Consider the following 15,663-nt stretch of genomic DNA (forward strand, 5'->3'; position numbering starts at 1 on the left):
GCTTAGGTGATGAGGGAAACTCAAACTGACTTCAGCCTTGTAATTACAGGGTTTTCACACAACTACCGATAACTTAAAAAACTATACTACTAATTACTTTCCCTTTCGTTGCTATTATCTAGCAAGTTGCCGCTTTTGTAAAGCAATCAAACTATGTAATTTTACTAAGTTGCTCAACTCATATTTAGCATGGGCATCAAAAATCAGGTTTTATGCTGGTTTAACCGGAAAACCTCAATTTCCGACCATAAACCCAGTTGATCAAGTTTTGTTGGGAATTCTACCAGATATGCAATTAATGAATTTGGATTAGAATATATAGCTTTTCTGAAAATGAATTTTATAAATTGACAAATTTATTACACAATATTGAATATATACATTTGAATAATCAAACCAAAAGAACTACTGTGACATTTTCGCAGATATTAATTTTTTAAGAGTCTTAGTCATGCAAAATACTAAAAAAGTATAAATAATAGTATGGAAAAAAGTGTTATTAATGCCAGTCTTTCTACTCAGAACTTAACCTTTCGTCCAGGTGATACTCCCGTCTCATTTGAGGTAACTGTCAATAATGACAGCGATCGCTTTGTCAATTTTCAGATAGAAGTTACCGCAGCAGGAGAAACCCGGAATACAGGATATCTCTGGTATCGACTCGAACCAGAGGTTGCAGCAGCGAAGCCACCAGGCAGTAGTACAATATTCCAAGTGTTCATATTCAATACACCCATTCCGGGATTTGTCGGTACTGTCAACCTGATGGTGAAGATTTTTTCACCGCAATTAGCACAGCAGTCAAGACTTGTGCTAAGGCTGAAAATCGAGCGAGACAACAGACCAACACATTTAAGTGTGGAATTGCCTGTGCGGGAGTTCCAAGTTTATCCCCGAAATTCTGTAGATATACCAGTTCGGGTGCGGAACTTGGGGCAACAACCTACCGATGTGGTACTACGTTTTAAAGGCGTTGATCCTTCTTGGCTAACAGGCAGTACAGAACGCCGATTATTTTTAGAGGCAGGTGGTTTAGCAGAAGCTACATTCCAATGCCAACCTCCTTCTGTAGTGCAAGCGCCCAGTCAAAATTACCCTTTTACTATTGAAGCTGTTAGCAATAATGGTTATCCAAGTAGTGCTGAAGGTAATGTTGAAGTCTTGCCTGTGGGTTTTATAAACTTTGGTATTACACAAAAACACCTGAAAATTCCTAGTAAATCGGCATGGTTGCCTGACTGGAAGTCTGATACAGCTTCCTTTGAATTACTATTTAAAAACGCTAGTAACCTCAATCAGGAAATTAATGTACAAGTGCAGGGAAAAGACTGGCGAAAATGTAATTTCAAAAAGCTTCCCGAAATTACCAATCTCCATCTAGCAGAGACAAGTAAAGTCATTCTTGATGTTAAAACAAAACGCCCTTGGTTAGGAATCGGCAAAACTTTGTTGCTGGAGGCCAAATCTGAATTATCGGATCAACGTTTAGGGAGTACAGACCCGGCCACGCAGACATTAGAAGTGGAGACTCTGCCAATTATACCTCTATGGCTACAGTTGGCTGCGATCGCATTATTAGCCGCACTCCTAGCATGGATACTGCAACCAAGAGATGTAATGCATACACGTTCTGTGAATTCAGTGCGTTTTAGTGGTATTGGTTTATCTGTGGTCAGTGGCTCAGATGATTGCACCTTAAGACTTTGGAGCATCGGTGCTGATAGGTTAGACGCCGACGATAGAGTAACATATGCTGGGGGGCCTGTTGCCTGTGATAAAGCGCAACAGCCCAAAGGTTTAATGGCGATTACCGATGACGCTGTAGAAGTCTTACGCTTCATGCCGTTACAAAATGATCGTGTTGCTGTTGGTTTAGATAATGGTGTAATTGAACTAAGAGATGTCCCCTCAGGTGCAAAGATCAGTGAACTTCAAGACCTTAAAGATCCAAAGGCAAAAGGCGATCGCGTCTTTGACCTAGCTTTCACCTCAAACTCACTTAACTTATTCAGTGGTTATGGCAGTGGTAAAGTTAGATTATGGTCAAGACCAGCGTCTAACAGCGATTTTCTACCAGAACCGCGAGAAGTTATCGACGTACAAAGTACATTGAAACTATCAGGTTTCCAAGTCCGGGCATTAAATCTCAGCCCAGATGCAAAAACTCTAGTAATTGCCGGAAACTTTAAGCGTTTCATCTTGTGGCAGTGGAATCGAACTCAATCTGATAAACAATTCCTAGATTTCTCAGTCCAAAATCTAGAAAAACTAGATCCATTAGTTGGGCGTGAAGACTATATTTGGGGATTAGCTTTTGTTCCTAACTCGGCCGAAAAAATTTTAGCAACCTCCGATTCTGCGGGATTTATTACGATTTGGAATTTAAATCAGTGCCAAACTATCAAAAATCCGAATCCGCAGGAAAAAGTTAATGAACTCAATTGTTCGCCACTAGACCGCTGGTCAGCATCAAAAACATCTGTGCATAGTCTGGCATTTAGTGATGATGGTAGTCTGTTAGTAAGTGGTGGCGATGATGGACGAGTAGTGATTTGGTACTTAACCTCCGAACATAAGCTCGACAAAACAAAGGCAGCAGAAGGTAAAACAATTTACCAAAGCTCTAAAAAAATCAATAGTATCGACTTGAAAAGTAATCAAGGAACCATGATTGTGAGTGGTAGTGAAGATTTTCAGGTCAAACTACACCGCATCAAATAAGGGAGTCGATCACATGCAAGCTAAATTCAATCCACTACAAGTTATTATCAACCCACCTGGAATTCAATTTGGGATGCCAGGAGACACTATTGAACTGTATGTTGTTGTAATCAATCAGGGAGACCAGAGTGCGGTTATTGACTTATATTTTGTTTTTGACGAAGTATTTCAAAATTTAATCGGTTGGTCTAGTTCTCCTAGAGAAAGTTTAGCATTAGCTCCCCAACAGAATAGTGACGAAATAACATTTGAATTAAAAATCCCCGCAAATGCTCTTCCAGGAACCTATGACTATACATTAGTCCTAGATTCTCCTCTACATTATCCACAAGATACTCCCGTAACCTTCCCAAACCAAATTAAGGTTTTACTAAAAGAACAGACCGCAATTCGGGTGAATGACCCGACATTTTCCATTAGACCTAACACCAACCCTAACAAGCCGCTAATTTTCAATCCTAGTCAGCCTCTGCAAGTAGAGGTGATAGTTGACAATCGCTCCTATCTGGTAGACAGGTTCCGCTTGAGTTGCCCAGATTTAGATAATGACTGGTTTACAATCAATTATCCTGGAACTGGACTTGAGGGGCCTGGGTTGGTGTCTGATGTGAGTGCATTAGAACTTAACCCTGGTACTCAGGGTCAAATATTGTTGAAATTTCATCCACCTGGAGATACCCTTGCGGGAAGCTATTCTCCAACAATCCGCTTGTATTCGGAAAGCTCTCCAGACTTAGTACTGCTGGATTTGGTGTACATCCAAATTCCAACAAATTATCGCTTAGATATAGAACTTAATACTATATTGGGACAAGTTAGCCGTAGTCTTGGCAAGTATGAATTATCGCTAACAAACCAGGGCAATATTGTTCGCGAACTAATATTAAATTTAAAAAGTCGAGACGAAGAAGAACTATATACTTATAAGTTTGATCCGACTGAAGTAAGATTATTACCCAATAGAAGTGCTGCCGCCAATTTGACGGTTAAACCCAGACCTTGGTGGCGAAGACCCTGGTTTGGCACAGGGCTATTGGTCAACTTTCAACTCGATATAAAAGACGAACAAAATTTACCCTTACCTAACACATTGCCTCAGGGAACTTTGGTATGGAAACCCCGTCCTTTGTGGCAATTTATTCTGTTAATTTTGGCAATTTTGGGCTTACTCGGAGGGATAGGATTTATCATTTGGCGAATTTTAAATCCTGACCCTTTGAGATTAGAAAATTTTAGTGCCAATAACCCTCGAATTACTGAAGAGGAGGATGAGGTAGCTTTAAAGTGGGACATTCACAATTATCAACAGTTACAAAAGTTGGTTCTGACGGCCAAAAGTTCGCAACCTATTCAGCCTATTACCTATGACTTTAGCAATGGTATTCCTGAAACACTAGGCAAAGGAACTGCTAATGAAATACCTCCTTGTCAGGTGCAAGAAAAACAAGAGCTAATTTGTAGCAATGTTAAAACTGGAGTGAAAACAAAAGGTAATTACACTTTTGATTTACAAGCCTTTTATCGTAATGGTATACAATTATTTTCTCCAAAGACCCAAGTAGTAAGCCAAACAACACAAGTAGAAATAGCTGAAAAACAAATTGCTGAAGTAGTTGGTTTCCAAGCAGATAAACCACTATATACAAAAGGTCAAAATATTCTTTTCAGTTGGACAATTGCCCGTCCATTATTGTTAGCACAAATTCAAATTGCTGGCAGTGCAGATGATGGTACATCCTATGGTCAACAAATTGCTTATAAATTTAATCAAGGTAAAATTGCCGATCCTAAACTTCAAAAACTATGTACACAACAAAATCAACAACTACGATGTACAAATATTCCTCTACCAGCAAATAAAGCCGGAAACTTTGCGTTCCAAATCAAAGCTTTTTCTAACAATGGAAGTCAAAAAAATAGTTTAAAAAAGACTGATTCAAAAATTGAAATATTACCAAAACCATTTAATATTGTCTCTTTTAAAATCAACGGTAGTGAGCAACCGAATCTGGTTCTCAAGGAAGGAGAATTTACTACTTTAAGTTGGAGAGTAGAAGGAGAAAATATTCAGGTTAAACTTCTGCCATACGGCAATAACGTTAAACCAGTTGACTCAATAAAACTTCCAGTCAATCAAGCTTTCCCGCCTCAAATCGCACTGCAAGTTAATGACATATCTGGCAAGCAACAACCCCAGCAAAAAGGATTTGCAATCACAGTTCTCAAAAAAGTGGTGCCTACTCCCACTCCTACACCTAGCATTAACCCAATTCCATCTACTTTCCCACGCAACAATAGCCCATTTAAGATTCCCTTCCCTCTGAGGTAACTTTTTGGGCGATGTGAAAAGCAGAGATATATGAAAGTTGAAGACTGCCTCCAAAATCATCTTCTATGCAATGCCTCAATTCCGAAAATAAAGGCTCACTGTTGCAGTTCCAGGGCCACATCCTACTTCCAGAATTTTTGAATCTGTGGAGAGTTGAGCAACTTCCACAACTTGCTAAATCAAATCCTGAGGATAGCGGGGTCTTGCCTTGTTGTAAGCTTCTGCTGCTGGAAAATACCAGTTTTTGCGCTGTTCCAGGTCTCTGCTGGAATAGCTGATTACTGTTTTTTTAGGTCTTTCATAATTTATTCAATTTGCTTGTGCAAAGAGCGTACTAGTTCAATTCCTATTTTTCTGAAAAGCTCGGCGTCTGCGCCCATTTTCCAACAGGGGTTTTCGCAACGGTACTACCTCAGCTTCACTACTTTCGCGTGCTACCCGAATCAGCAACCCAGCAGCTATTAAGCTGGCAATCATGGAATTACCACCATAACTAAACATGGGTAAAGGTAAACCAGTAGTTGGTAAAGAACCTGTAGCAACTCCGATGTGGAGCAATGACTGTCCTACCATCAAAATCGTTACGCCGATCGCTACCAATCGATGCACTATATTTTTAGCCTTCAGCGCCACAATTAATCCGAGAGTGGCGAATGTAGCTAAAAGTACCAACAACACCATACTGCCAACAAAGCCAAACTCTTCGGCAAACACCGCAAAAATAAAATCGGTATCCTGAATTGGTAAATAAAACAGCTTTTGTTGGGAAAGCCCAAATCCGGCTCCCCAAGTTCTACCAGAACCTACGGCTAGTAGACTTTGCACTAACTGGTAGCCATCTCCTGTAGCATCCGCCCACGGATTCAAGAATGACATCACCCGCTTCCGCTGGTACTCTTTAATACTGATACTGAGGATTGCCAACATCACTCCGCCAATTGCTGTTCCTCCCAGGTACTTGTAAGGTAACCCAGCAGCTAAAGCAATTAGCCAAATAGTCATGCCGCAAAGTGCTGTTGTACTTAAGTTAGGCTGGGCAAGAATTCCTAAAAGTACCAGACCGAAAATACCCAACCAAGCCAAGCGAACCCGCCAACTGATTCGTTCCCACTGACCAAAAAGCCGCGCACTTTGCAGCACCAAAAAGGGTTTAATTAATTCTGAGGGTTGAATCGGAATTGGCCCGATCGCTATCCAACGCGCTGCGTCAAAAGCCTTCCTTCCCAATCCTGGGATCAGTGTAACAAAAATTAACGCCAAAAATAGCAACAAAAACCAATGGGATAGTCCCAAAATTTTCTGCAATGGGAAATTAACAATAATATTGAATCCGATTAAAGAAACTAACACCCAAAGCAGTTGACGCTTAAAGTAGTACAGCCCGTCATGATGACGGGCGTCAGCCACAGGATAGGATGCTGAAAATAGCATGATCAAGCCGACGAACAGCCAAATCAACGTTAACCAGCGCAACAACCGCGCTTCTAATGCCCAGTTGGAGACTGAACTATCAAAAATTGGAATCAGACGGCGTAGATTCACGATCAGTACGGGTAAAAAGTTAGGAATTAGGAGTTAGCAATAAAACTCATAAATCATAACTTATAACTCATAAGTAGACTTTACAACCATAAATCTTAGAGTTGTCAACTTCAATACACCACTCGATCAATATTTCTGACAAATTGCCATCGCTATGCCTCCTGTTGACGTAGAGTCTCCTAGAGAAAATATTACTACGTATAAAGAGTGTTAAATTGTACAGTAATTTTACTACGATAAATGACCTTTCTAGAGATTTAAGCGTTATAAGCTTGATTTTAAAGTCAAATTTTGATGTTTAACTAATAATTTGGCATAACAGGTGCTAAAGACCCAATTACATGAAGTATTGGGAATTTATAGGATTGTTGTGACGATAATTACACGAACGATTTTGTGGGGACAAATACACATTTATTTAATCAAACTCAATGATTTAACGCAATTAACTGGTTGTCTGTCCATAAATAGGGGAATTTCAACTCAATCCAGAACTCAGTTCCTTGTCCAAGTTCTGATAAACATGTCAATGTTCCCCTGTGTTTTTAAACTACAATCTGATAGCTAATTGATAAACCTAATCCTGTACTCTTACCTACAGACTTAGTTGTGAAAAATGGATCAAACAGTCGTTTCTTAACTGCTTCTGTTATTTCAGAACCATTATCAGTAATTCGGATAACACACTTTGTTCCTATAACTTCTGTAGTAATTGTAATTGTATTAGGATTAGCGTGAATTTCCGCGATCGCGCGTTCACTAATTATATACATTCTCAACAGAAAAGAGGTCTTTGCTGACCTCTTACTAATTCTCTAAAATAATGTTCTATTTACAGAATTACGACAAGCCAGTATTAGCACCTTGCTTACCAGTTGCCAGTTCCACCTTGATTATTTTGCCACCTGCTTTTTGGATGCGTTGCTGTTCGCGGAACCAGTTTTCATAGGGAACTAGCTTAGTAAAGTAAGTATTTTGCAGTTCGCGTTGGGTACGAATTCGGGTTTGGCTAGGAACTAGAGCAGTAATTTTAAACAAACGGGACATGTTTTGAAAATCTCCTGTATACTTTGTGAAAAGTTTTTTATCTCAAAATCTTGAGTGCAAATCTTTTAATAATCAAAGGCTGGAAATCAAACATCAATACTAGACCAGCAACACTCATCACTGATAATTTACCAAGATAAGCAATATAACGTTCTAGCACTCACAGTTGATTTCCAGACCTTAATAAAGCCGCACCTAAATTTTTAAGCGCAAACTAGTTCTTAGCTTAACCCAGAAGAGATATAGTCTAAGTAAACACCCATTTCCTTACCAGCATCAGAACCAACCAAGCTAGCGGTTACTTCCTTGATTGCTTGGATAGCTTGCACGGTAGCACCAACGGGAACTCCTAAAGAGTTGTAGGTTTCCTTCAAGCCATTTAATACACGCTCATCCAAAATGGAAGGATCGCCAGCTAACATAGCGTAGGTGGCATAGCGGAGGTAGTAATCCAAATCACGGATGCAAGCAGCATAGCGGCGGGTAGTGTACATGTTGCCACCGGGACGAGTGATGTCAGAGTATAGCAAAGATTTTGCTACAGCTTCTTTGACGATCGCAGCAGCGTTGGCGCTGATGGTGCTAGCAGCACGTACCCGCAGTTCGCCAGTAGAGAAGTAGCCTTTTAGCTTCTCTAAAGCAGAAGAGTCCAGGTATTTACCTTGAACGTCTGCGGAGTTAATGACAGCGGTAATTGCGTCTTGAGCCATGTTGTTAATTCCTTATTTCCAACCGTATTGCAATACTTCTGTTTCGGCAGGGAAACAGCATCACCTTATAGCAGGGCGCCAACTAAGTAGTCGAAGTAGCCACCAGCTTCAGCAGCGTCATCACCAGACAGCAATGTAGCAGAGACATTCTTCAGCCCACGGATACCTTCAGCAACACCATCAATCGGAGTTCCCAAGGACTTGTACAGTTCACGGGCGCCGATAACACCAATTTCTTCAATTGGGGTAACATCACCAGCAACGATACCATAGGTAACGAGGCGGAGGTAGTAATCTAGGTCACGTAGGCAAGTAGCAGTCAATTCTTGACCGTAAGCGTTACCACCAGGAGACACAACGTCAGGACGCTTTTGGAACAGTTGATCGCCAGCTTGCTTAACCAGCCGTTCACGATTTTCTGTCAAAACTTGAGCAATCCGCACACGGCGTTCACCACTGGCAACAAAGGATTTGATCCGATCCAATTCACCAGGGCTGAGATAGCGAGCTTCTGCGTCAGCATTCACGATAGCTTTCGTGACAATACTCATTAATGGATTCCTCCAATACAAATGAAACCAGGATTTGATTAAACTGGTACGACTTTAATTTGGTTCACTGAGTTTATTTTCTAGTTCTTTTAGATACAGCAGTTTAATAACTGCTATAGCTAATGAATTAAGAGTTGTCTTGAGTAAACACAAGTACGCAAGCTTTTAAACTTAGTTACCTTCCGCAAAACATTTTCCGGCATTCTGTTGAGCATTTATGACTGATCTTAACACTTTGTAATATTGCTTTTCAGAATTCCCTGTTTTAGCTGTAATCTGATAGCAATATTACGAAAGGTTATGAAGGGATATTGGGTATTGGGCATTGAGAAGAAAATTAACTCTTCAGTCACCAATCCCCAATCCCTATCCCCTATTCAGCCGCCTGTACACTGCCGAGGTAGTTACCTGCTGGCAGAGATGGGAAACGGTTGTAAGGCACAACATCTTCACCGAAGTAGCGGCTATATTCTGGGCTTTCGACTATTGCTTCTACAGCAGCCGATAAACCGCTATCAGCTAGCAGCTTGTTATACTGGCGAATTTCTTCCTGAGTTGTGGGTGTACGCCCCAACAGGTGACGGAAGAGGAACTCAATTACCTTGGCATGAGGATAAGGTATGTGGAAGCGCTGGCGATAGATTTGGGAACTGGTTAGTTCACGCACAAACTCCCGGACGGAAATTTCACCATTCTGGAGTTTGCTCTCTAGGTCAGTACGGCGGAAATTATCAGGCACTTCACCGCTAACATCCAACACTTGACAGTAAATGGCGTTAATTACCTGTTGTCTTTCGGTTTGGTTAGTACTCTGTGCCAGACGGTAAATGCGTGCATGTTTACGCCCACCAAGCTCCACAGATTGTCCGCTACCATCGTTGTAGGAACGACCTAGTTCAGCATATGAGGGCTTACTCTGGTTTATACCATTTGTTTGTGCTGATATATCTGCGATCGCCTGTATCGAAAGCGCTGTATCGTTACTAACTCCGACGCGGGCTTGTACTGGCTTAAAGCTCGGTACAACCACGTCATCGTTTTGCTTGGTAAGCTGGTTGTACAGCTTTTCCGTATTCGGGAAGTTTGCAGCAGGTAGGGTCGGGAAGCGACGGTAAGGTACCGTATCTTCACCAAATACCTGGTTATATTCCACACTATCTACTAAGGCACCGATAAAAGCACGTATACCTTGAGTAGCCAAAATCTGGTTATACTTGCGGATTTCTGCTTGGTCTAGTGGCGCACGTCCCAGGAAGTGTTTGGTTCCCAACTCAATCACTTTGGTGTTGGGGTAGGGTGTGTAGAACTCTTTCAGGTAGAGGTTAGAGTAACCCAAACCTTCAATAAATTCCTTCACGCTGATTTCGCCGTTCCCCAGCTTGCTTTCCCATTTTGTAAATTCGTTTTTGGCAATGTAGGGGGCAATATCCCGCTCAAATATCTGACGATAGGCAGCGCTGATCAAGGTTTTTACTGCAACTTTATCACTGGTATTGGCCACCAGCTTAAAGATTTTGGTTTGTTCTCGTTGCTTGCTAACACCTTGATTAATACGGAACTGAATATCTGGTTCTGACCGCTTTTCTGTCACTGTACCCAGTGTCACAAAGCTCGGCGTTACTTCCTTCTGGATTTTCGCGGCAACATCATCACGAATGCTACCAACGCGCAATTGTCGCCCTGCTACACCACCAGGAGTCAGATACCGTTCGTAAGGGATTGTATCTTCACCAAATGCTTCGCTGTATTCTACGCTGTTAATAATGGCATCAACCACCGCGTAAAAGCCTTGTTTGGCAGCGATATCAAAGTACTTGTTGATTTCTTGACGACCATAAGTCGGACGACCCAACAAGCGGCGGTGAATATACTCGATCGCTTTACAAACATACAGCGATGACCAGTAAAGATTGCGGAATACATCCGACTTAGCCAAAGCACGGATAAACTCCCGCACAGAGATGTCGCCGTTTTCCAGCTTGATTTCCAATACCTTCGGGCGTTGACCTTCGTAGACATCGCGACCGAAAACTTGCAGGTAAGCAGCTCTAATCACGGCTTGCGTGGAGCTTTCGGAGAATCTGACGCTAGAACCTTTGGCAGCCTTTCTACCAATAGTACCAGGCAGTTGATCTAATTTGAACACCTTAGGCCCAAGGGTACCAGGAGCTTCACCCCGCGCCTTGGGATTACTATTTTGGTTATTAATCCCTGCTCCTTGGTGAATTAGGATGCGCTTGGTATCCTTACCAAAAGGAGCCGGACTGGTGCTGGGGTTGCGAGTTTCTTTCGGGAAAATCGCCCCAAACTGAATTTCCAAGGGGTCATTCCCAGAACCGTAAGGATGCTGATCTGGTAGCGGTTGTTCGTAGGCAGCAAATGTGGTAATGAACTGAGGTATTTTGCGGAAAGGCGCACTGTAGTTAAACAGGTCTTGCTGCAGGCCCCAGTTACGACATTCTTGTGCTTCTTGACCCAGACCCCGGAGGTAGGGTACTGTTTCTTCGCCAAAATAGTCGCTGTATTCAGCAGAATCTACTAAAGCATCTACTAAAGCTGGCAGACCACCATTAGAAATAATCGAGAAGTATTTTTGTACTTCTTCTCGGCTACTTGGTCCCCGTCCCAGAATGTGACGGAAAGCTAGTTCAATGACTCGGCTGTTAATAAAAGGCTGGTAAAACTGTTTTTGGTAAAGGGGAGATTTAGCTAGACGACGGACAAACCCCTTCATGGAGATGTCGCCATTTTTTACCTTGGATTCTAGGTCAGATATGGACAAGCTATAAGCACGGGTAATATCGCGCTCAAAGATTTGCCGATATGCGGCCTTGATTACCTCATTTTTTTCGCTACTTGATAACCCAGTCTTCATCACAAACTTGGGACGCCGTTCTGCCGCATTAAAGTAAATTTGCGGTAGTTCCAACCCTTGCTGGTCGCTAGAGGGGCGTTGACGCAGTTTATTTGAAGGTGTGGCTGCTTTGAATTCTGTTAGCAAAACATCCATGTACTGAGACACAATCTCTGTAGCCTCAGCATCATTGCGGAAAAAGGAAAGTGACCCGGCTTTGATTTCCTGCAAAGCTACTAGCGTTGCTTCACCAGAGCAGGCATTTTCAATTATTTCCCGCAAACCTCGTGTGTTCACCGCTATGATGTTGGGGTCTCCAGCAACGATCGCATAAGTAGCGTAGCGCAAGAACCAGGATAAATCCCGCAAGCTCTTGGCCATGTTGCTCGGACCATAACGGGCAATGTTAATTGGTCTGAACCCTGGAGGTGTCGGGCCACTGGGGGATGAGTTAAATATTGAACGTAAATTTTCTAGGAACCCACCACGACTTTCAACGTAGGTTACAGTTCCCAGTTGCATCCCTTGTTGAACATTAGCACCAGCACTAACAGGTACTATTTCTACTGCTCTAGGCTTTTCTAAAAAAGCCATTGGCGAACCACCGACAAAAATCCGGTTGGCAGCTCGAGATACGATAATCTCGGCATTTTCCGTAAGCCTCTGGGAAATTTCTAGACGCTTTGCACCAGATGCAAAATAGCTTGCCAGTTCATTTAGTTCACCACTTCCCAAAAAGCGGTCTTGCTGCTCCGCTTGGGTAATTGTCGCAACAGCTAGGGTTTGATATAGTTGCGGACGCGCAACTGAGCTTCCACCACTCGCCTTAACACTCATCGGATTTCTAAAACTCCCATCATAATCGTTTATGTGTTAAGTCTGGGTCGCTTTGAGGCTTGACACATTGCTGTGTCTGTGCTATTTGAGTTTGAGAGTACTGCCTGCAAAACTGCCAGTAAATTAACCCAGTTAGCTTTTAGATTAAAACGTTTTGCGTTCTCAAGGCGGGTTTATTAAGAAGTGTGTAGAACCTGTAGCTTTTATCCATGCAATCTCAAAAATAGCTCCTCTTATTTACTGAGATAAAATCTAAGTTTTGTAACTCAGTACTAGGGTAGGCATGGTCTACCGATGCCGAAAACCTCGATTTTGATGTTTATGGCAGTGTCCACCCGACAATTATTGCAATTTGTACAAAATCTCAGTTGAAACCAAATTCCCTCCAGCAACGTCAGGAGACAGTAGTCATTAGTTAATGCTAAGTTACTTTTGCTACTATTAACTAAGTATTAAGAAATAACACTACCCTGGAAATAATTCTCAAATTGTGGTGGTTTAAGCATTAGCTATCAACATTCTTTAACCGGAAAATACTGTGCACAAAAGTTTTAAATTTAACTATTTATTCAATGCTACTCTGTCTGCGATCGCAGTTATTTTGGCTGTCACTCCTGCAAATGCGCTTCCAGAACAAAATATCAGCACCGTTGTTAAGTGGGCGAAAACTCGATCACAATTACCAACTCTGAGATACAACGGCGAAGCCCACGGCTATGAGGGTACGAAGGGAAATTTATACTTTTATGCTGATGTCACAGAACAAAATGGGACAGTGACCAAAGAAGGAATAACTGTTAGTGGTGATGATCGCCTCAAATTCACCACAAAAAATGCCAAAGCAGTGAAATTGTTACAAAATATTTATAATTCCAACATTGCCAATGACTTCCAAAAGTCTGGGTATATCACCAAAGTTGGTCGTGACCAGTTTTATTACGGGCAAAAGTTTGCTTACATCACTGCTCAGGTGCAGGGTGGGTCATCATTTCAGATAATTCCCTTGAGAAATTTGCCAGAATTTATAAATAATGCCAAATATTGCCAAACTAATCAATGTGACCTTTGATTAATTCTGTTACCTGGAATTTACATAAGAATTATCAGTAAACAAAGGCACGCAACCACCAACATTATTGGCTGCTGACAATTCAACATCCGACTCAAAACCTTTTTCAATCAACTCTTTACCAGAACTGCATTTTTTTAAGTATCCCAGTAAATCCTGCCGGAAAGCTTGAAATGTTGCCACAGCCACTTCGGCTTCTGGTGATAAACTACCATGTAAATAACTGAAAATTGCTCCAGCACCAATTAAATCTTCAAATGCAGGTCGTAGGCTACCATCCTCTTTCCACCTCTCACCGGCTTGGTTGTAAATCATTGGAGCGATCGCAAAAGACAATATGATAAAAATCAAATCATAGATAAGAAAGCCAGTGTAAATAATTAAATATTTGTAGTAAGTACAAAGCGTGCTGTTAATTTGACAGCTTCAGCTTCATTAGAAATTAAAGGTTAGCAGCAAGTAGATCAGCAGTTATAATCAATATAAAACTTCAAGTTTCAAAATATTATGAATTTAACTATAAAAAATTATCATAACAATACTGCACCTAAGTCAACTTATGATGTGCTGATTGAAAATCAACAAGATGGCACAGTAAAAGCAATATTGTTAGGTTTACCAGACTGTCAAGGCTCAGGAAATACGGAAACTGAAGCAATAGAACAACTCAGTCAAACTTTGCTAACTCGGTTATAAACAGCCAAGATTGTGACTTTAGAAATTGAAGCGCCCAAAGTAGAAAATCCTTGGATGAAAATAGCTGGTAAATATAAAGATGATACACAATTTGATGAGATGCTGGAATATATAGAAGAATATCGACGTGAATTGGATGCAGACAATGAAACGAGGGAAATTAGAGTTGAATGATTTAAGGATTTTAGATACGGATCACCTATCATTGCTCCAAAGGGGTAATCCATCTATTAGAAAGCGATTAAATACATTTCATCCTCAAGATATTGCCATAACTATTGTGACACCATCTGAACAAATACGGGGAAGAATGAATACTATTAATAAGGCTGATTTATCAGACAAATTAGTCTTAGTTTATGCTAGATTACAAGATACCTTAGAAGATTTAAATAGTATTAATGTCGTGGAATTTAGCGAAGATGCTGGCAAGATTTACGCTGAATTAATTAGGCAGAAAATTCGCGTTGGCACTCAAGATTTACGTGTTGCAGCAATTACGCGTCAGTAAATGGTATTTTAGTAACCCGGAACCACAGGGATTTTGAAAAAGTGCCTAATTTAAGTTTAGAAGATTGGACTATATGTTAATTGTGCAAAGGGTAAATTGAATGAACTATTGGTTGATAGTAAAAAACTTCATTGGGATATGATTAGCTTCCCAGTATTCTTCGGCTGAATTTAAAATATCCAATGCTATTTGGTACTGTGTCGGGTCAGCTTACGAATCAGAACAAAAAGCAAAGCAAAAAGCAACAGAAAAACACCTAATGGAAGCACAAACCACGCACTTCCCCTCATACTACCTACAATAACAAAAAAAACTCCGTCACCTAACCAGACTAACAAGAAAAATACCTCTATAGAAGTAAATAATGAAGTAGTGGTAGGTTTTATCGGTGGTTGGGTTATTACAGGTTGAGTATGAGGTGTAGAAGCTGCTGGTTGAGGAATGTTAAATTGAGTTGGCTTAGTTGACGATGAAGTAGCTGTATTGGTTAATGATGCAACTTGCCATATCTTGATAGTGTTGTCCCCACTCCCACTAGCCAAGGTTTGACCATTAAAACTGAAAGTTACAGAAAAAACCGAGTAAGAATGACCAGTGAGGGTTTGCAGTAGGTTTCCCCTCCTTACATCCCACAGTTTGATAGTGCCGTCTCTACTCCCACTAGCCAAGGTTCGACCATCGGGACTGAAGGCTACAGAATGAACCGAGTAAGAATGACCAGTGAGGGTTTGCAGTAGGTTTCCCCTCCTTACATCCCACAGTTTGATAGTGCCGTCTCTACTCCCACTAGCCAAGG

12 protein-coding genes and 3 pseudogenes are annotated in these 15,663 nt (G+C 41.3%); 6 read left to right on the forward strand and 9 right to left on the reverse strand.

The annotated features are described in order from the left end of the window. Positions 1-483 precede the first annotated feature (483 nt). Complete coding sequence (locus V7K21_RS12030) at positions 484-2,721, forward strand: hypothetical protein (RefSeq protein ID WP_335174464.1); 2,238 nt, start codon at positions 484-486, stop codon at positions 2,719-2,721. Positions 2,722-2,734: 13 nt separating this feature from the next. Continuing rightward, a complete protein-coding gene (locus V7K21_RS12035; protein ID WP_335174466.1) occupies positions 2,735-5,050 on the forward strand; it encodes a COG1470 family protein in 2,316 nt (771 codons plus the stop codon). 93 nt (positions 5,051-5,143) lie between these two features. Here the strand turns inward: V7K21_RS12035 and V7K21_RS12040 are convergent. From V7K21_RS12040 to V7K21_RS12070, 7 genes and pseudogenes are all read right to left on the reverse strand, one after another. Next, a pseudogene (locus V7K21_RS12040) lies at positions 5,144-5,359 on the reverse strand (class I SAM-dependent methyltransferase); the annotation flags it as partial. A gap of 30 nt (positions 5,360-5,389) precedes the next feature. Beyond that, the gene (locus V7K21_RS12045; protein ID WP_298909102.1) at positions 5,390-6,592 is read right to left on the reverse strand and encodes an FtsW/RodA/SpoVE family cell cycle protein; all 1,203 of its coding nucleotides are present in this window, start codon (positions 6,590-6,592) and stop codon (positions 5,390-5,392) included. 428 nt (positions 6,593-7,020) lie between these two features. Next, a pseudogene (locus tag V7K21_RS12050) lies at positions 7,021-7,314 on the reverse strand (sensor histidine kinase); the annotation flags it as partial. 118 nt (positions 7,315-7,432) lie between these two features. Then, positions 7,433-7,639 carry a phycobilisome linker polypeptide gene (locus V7K21_RS12055; protein WP_012411143.1) on the reverse strand — a complete coding sequence of 69 codons (207 nt, stop codon included), beginning with the start codon at positions 7,637-7,639 and terminating at the stop codon, positions 7,433-7,435. Between the two features lie 221 nt (positions 7,640-7,860). Further along, positions 7,861-8,349, reverse strand: a complete 489-nt coding sequence (gene apcB, locus V7K21_RS12060) for an allophycocyanin subunit beta (RefSeq protein WP_104908010.1) — start codon at positions 8,347-8,349, stop codon at positions 7,861-7,863. 65 nt (positions 8,350-8,414) lie between these two features. After that, positions 8,415-8,900: an allophycocyanin subunit alpha gene (gene apcA / locus V7K21_RS12065; protein ID WP_335132522.1), complete on the reverse strand. Its 486-nt coding sequence runs from the start codon at positions 8,898-8,900 to the stop codon at positions 8,415-8,417. Positions 8,901-9,279: 379 nt separating this feature from the next. Further along, positions 9,280-12,591 (reverse strand): annotated as a pseudogene (locus tag V7K21_RS12070) (phycobilisome rod-core linker polypeptide); the annotation flags it as partial. A gap of 538 nt (positions 12,592-13,129) precedes the next feature. Between V7K21_RS12070 and V7K21_RS12075 the strand changes: the two are divergent. Continuing rightward, positions 13,130-13,660 (forward strand): hypothetical protein, encoded by a 531-nt coding sequence (locus tag V7K21_RS12075; protein ID WP_335174468.1) that lies wholly within the window; start codon positions 13,130-13,132, stop codon positions 13,658-13,660. 9 nt (positions 13,661-13,669) lie between these two features. Here V7K21_RS12075 and V7K21_RS12080 read toward each other — a convergent pair whose 3' ends face one another. Continuing rightward, the gene (locus V7K21_RS12080; RefSeq protein ID WP_335174470.1) at positions 13,670-14,011 is read right to left on the reverse strand and encodes a 2-phosphosulfolactate phosphatase; all 342 of its coding nucleotides are present in this window, start codon (positions 14,009-14,011) and stop codon (positions 13,670-13,672) included. A gap of 156 nt (positions 14,012-14,167) precedes the next feature. Between V7K21_RS12080 and V7K21_RS12085 the strand changes: the two genes are divergently transcribed. Genes V7K21_RS12085 through V7K21_RS12095 form a run of 3 tightly spaced genes read left to right on the forward strand, consistent with a single transcriptional unit; the run spans position 14,168 to position 14,867 of the window. Further along, a complete protein-coding gene (locus V7K21_RS12085; RefSeq protein ID WP_335174472.1) occupies positions 14,168-14,356 on the forward strand; it encodes a hypothetical protein in 189 nt (62 codons plus the stop codon). 12 nt (positions 14,357-14,368) lie between these two features. Next, on the forward strand, positions 14,369-14,530 hold the full coding sequence (locus tag V7K21_RS12090; protein ID WP_335174474.1) for a hypothetical protein: 162 nt from the start codon (positions 14,369-14,371) through the stop codon (positions 14,528-14,530). After that, entirely contained in the window at positions 14,502-14,867 is a 366-nt protein-coding gene (locus V7K21_RS12095) for a type II toxin-antitoxin system VapC family toxin (protein WP_335174476.1), read from the forward strand. The genes V7K21_RS12090 and V7K21_RS12095 overlap by 29 nt, the downstream gene beginning before the upstream one ends. Positions 14,868-15,052: 185 nt before the next feature. Here V7K21_RS12095 and V7K21_RS12100 read toward each other — a convergent pair. Then, on the reverse strand, positions 15,053-15,663 hold a 611-nt coding region (locus tag V7K21_RS12100), incomplete at its 5' end, for a WD40 repeat domain-containing protein (protein WP_442948872.1).

The sequence above is a fragment of the Nostoc sp. genome (genome assembly GCF_036919595.1).
Taxonomy (GTDB): Bacteria; Cyanobacteriota; Cyanobacteriia; order Cyanobacteriales; family Nostocaceae; genus Nostoc.

Excerpts from the sequence above, each read along its gene's own strand:
- V7K21_RS12030 (WP_335174464.1), top strand. The coding sequence starts at position 484 with ATGGAAAAAAGTGTTATTAATGCCAGTCTTTCTACTCAGAACTTAACC.
- apcA (WP_335132522.1), bottom strand. The coding sequence starts at position 8,900 with ATGAGTATTGTCACGAAAGCTATCGTGAATGCTGACGCAGAAGCTCGC.
- V7K21_RS12035 (WP_335174466.1), top strand. The coding sequence starts at position 2,735 with ATGCAAGCTAAATTCAATCCACTACAAGTTATTATCAACCCACCTGGA.
- apcB (WP_104908010.1), bottom strand. The coding sequence starts at position 8,349 with ATGGCTCAAGACGCAATTACCGCTGTCATTAACTCCGCAGACGTTCAA.
- V7K21_RS12085 (WP_335174472.1), top strand. The coding sequence starts at position 14,168 with ATGAATTTAACTATAAAAAATTATCATAACAATACTGCACCTAAGTCA.
- V7K21_RS12095 (WP_335174476.1), top strand. The coding sequence starts at position 14,502 with ATGAAACGAGGGAAATTAGAGTTGAATGATTTAAGGATTTTAGATACG.
- V7K21_RS12055 (WP_012411143.1), bottom strand. The coding sequence starts at position 7,639 with ATGTCCCGTTTGTTTAAAATTACTGCTCTAGTTCCTAGCCAAACCCGA.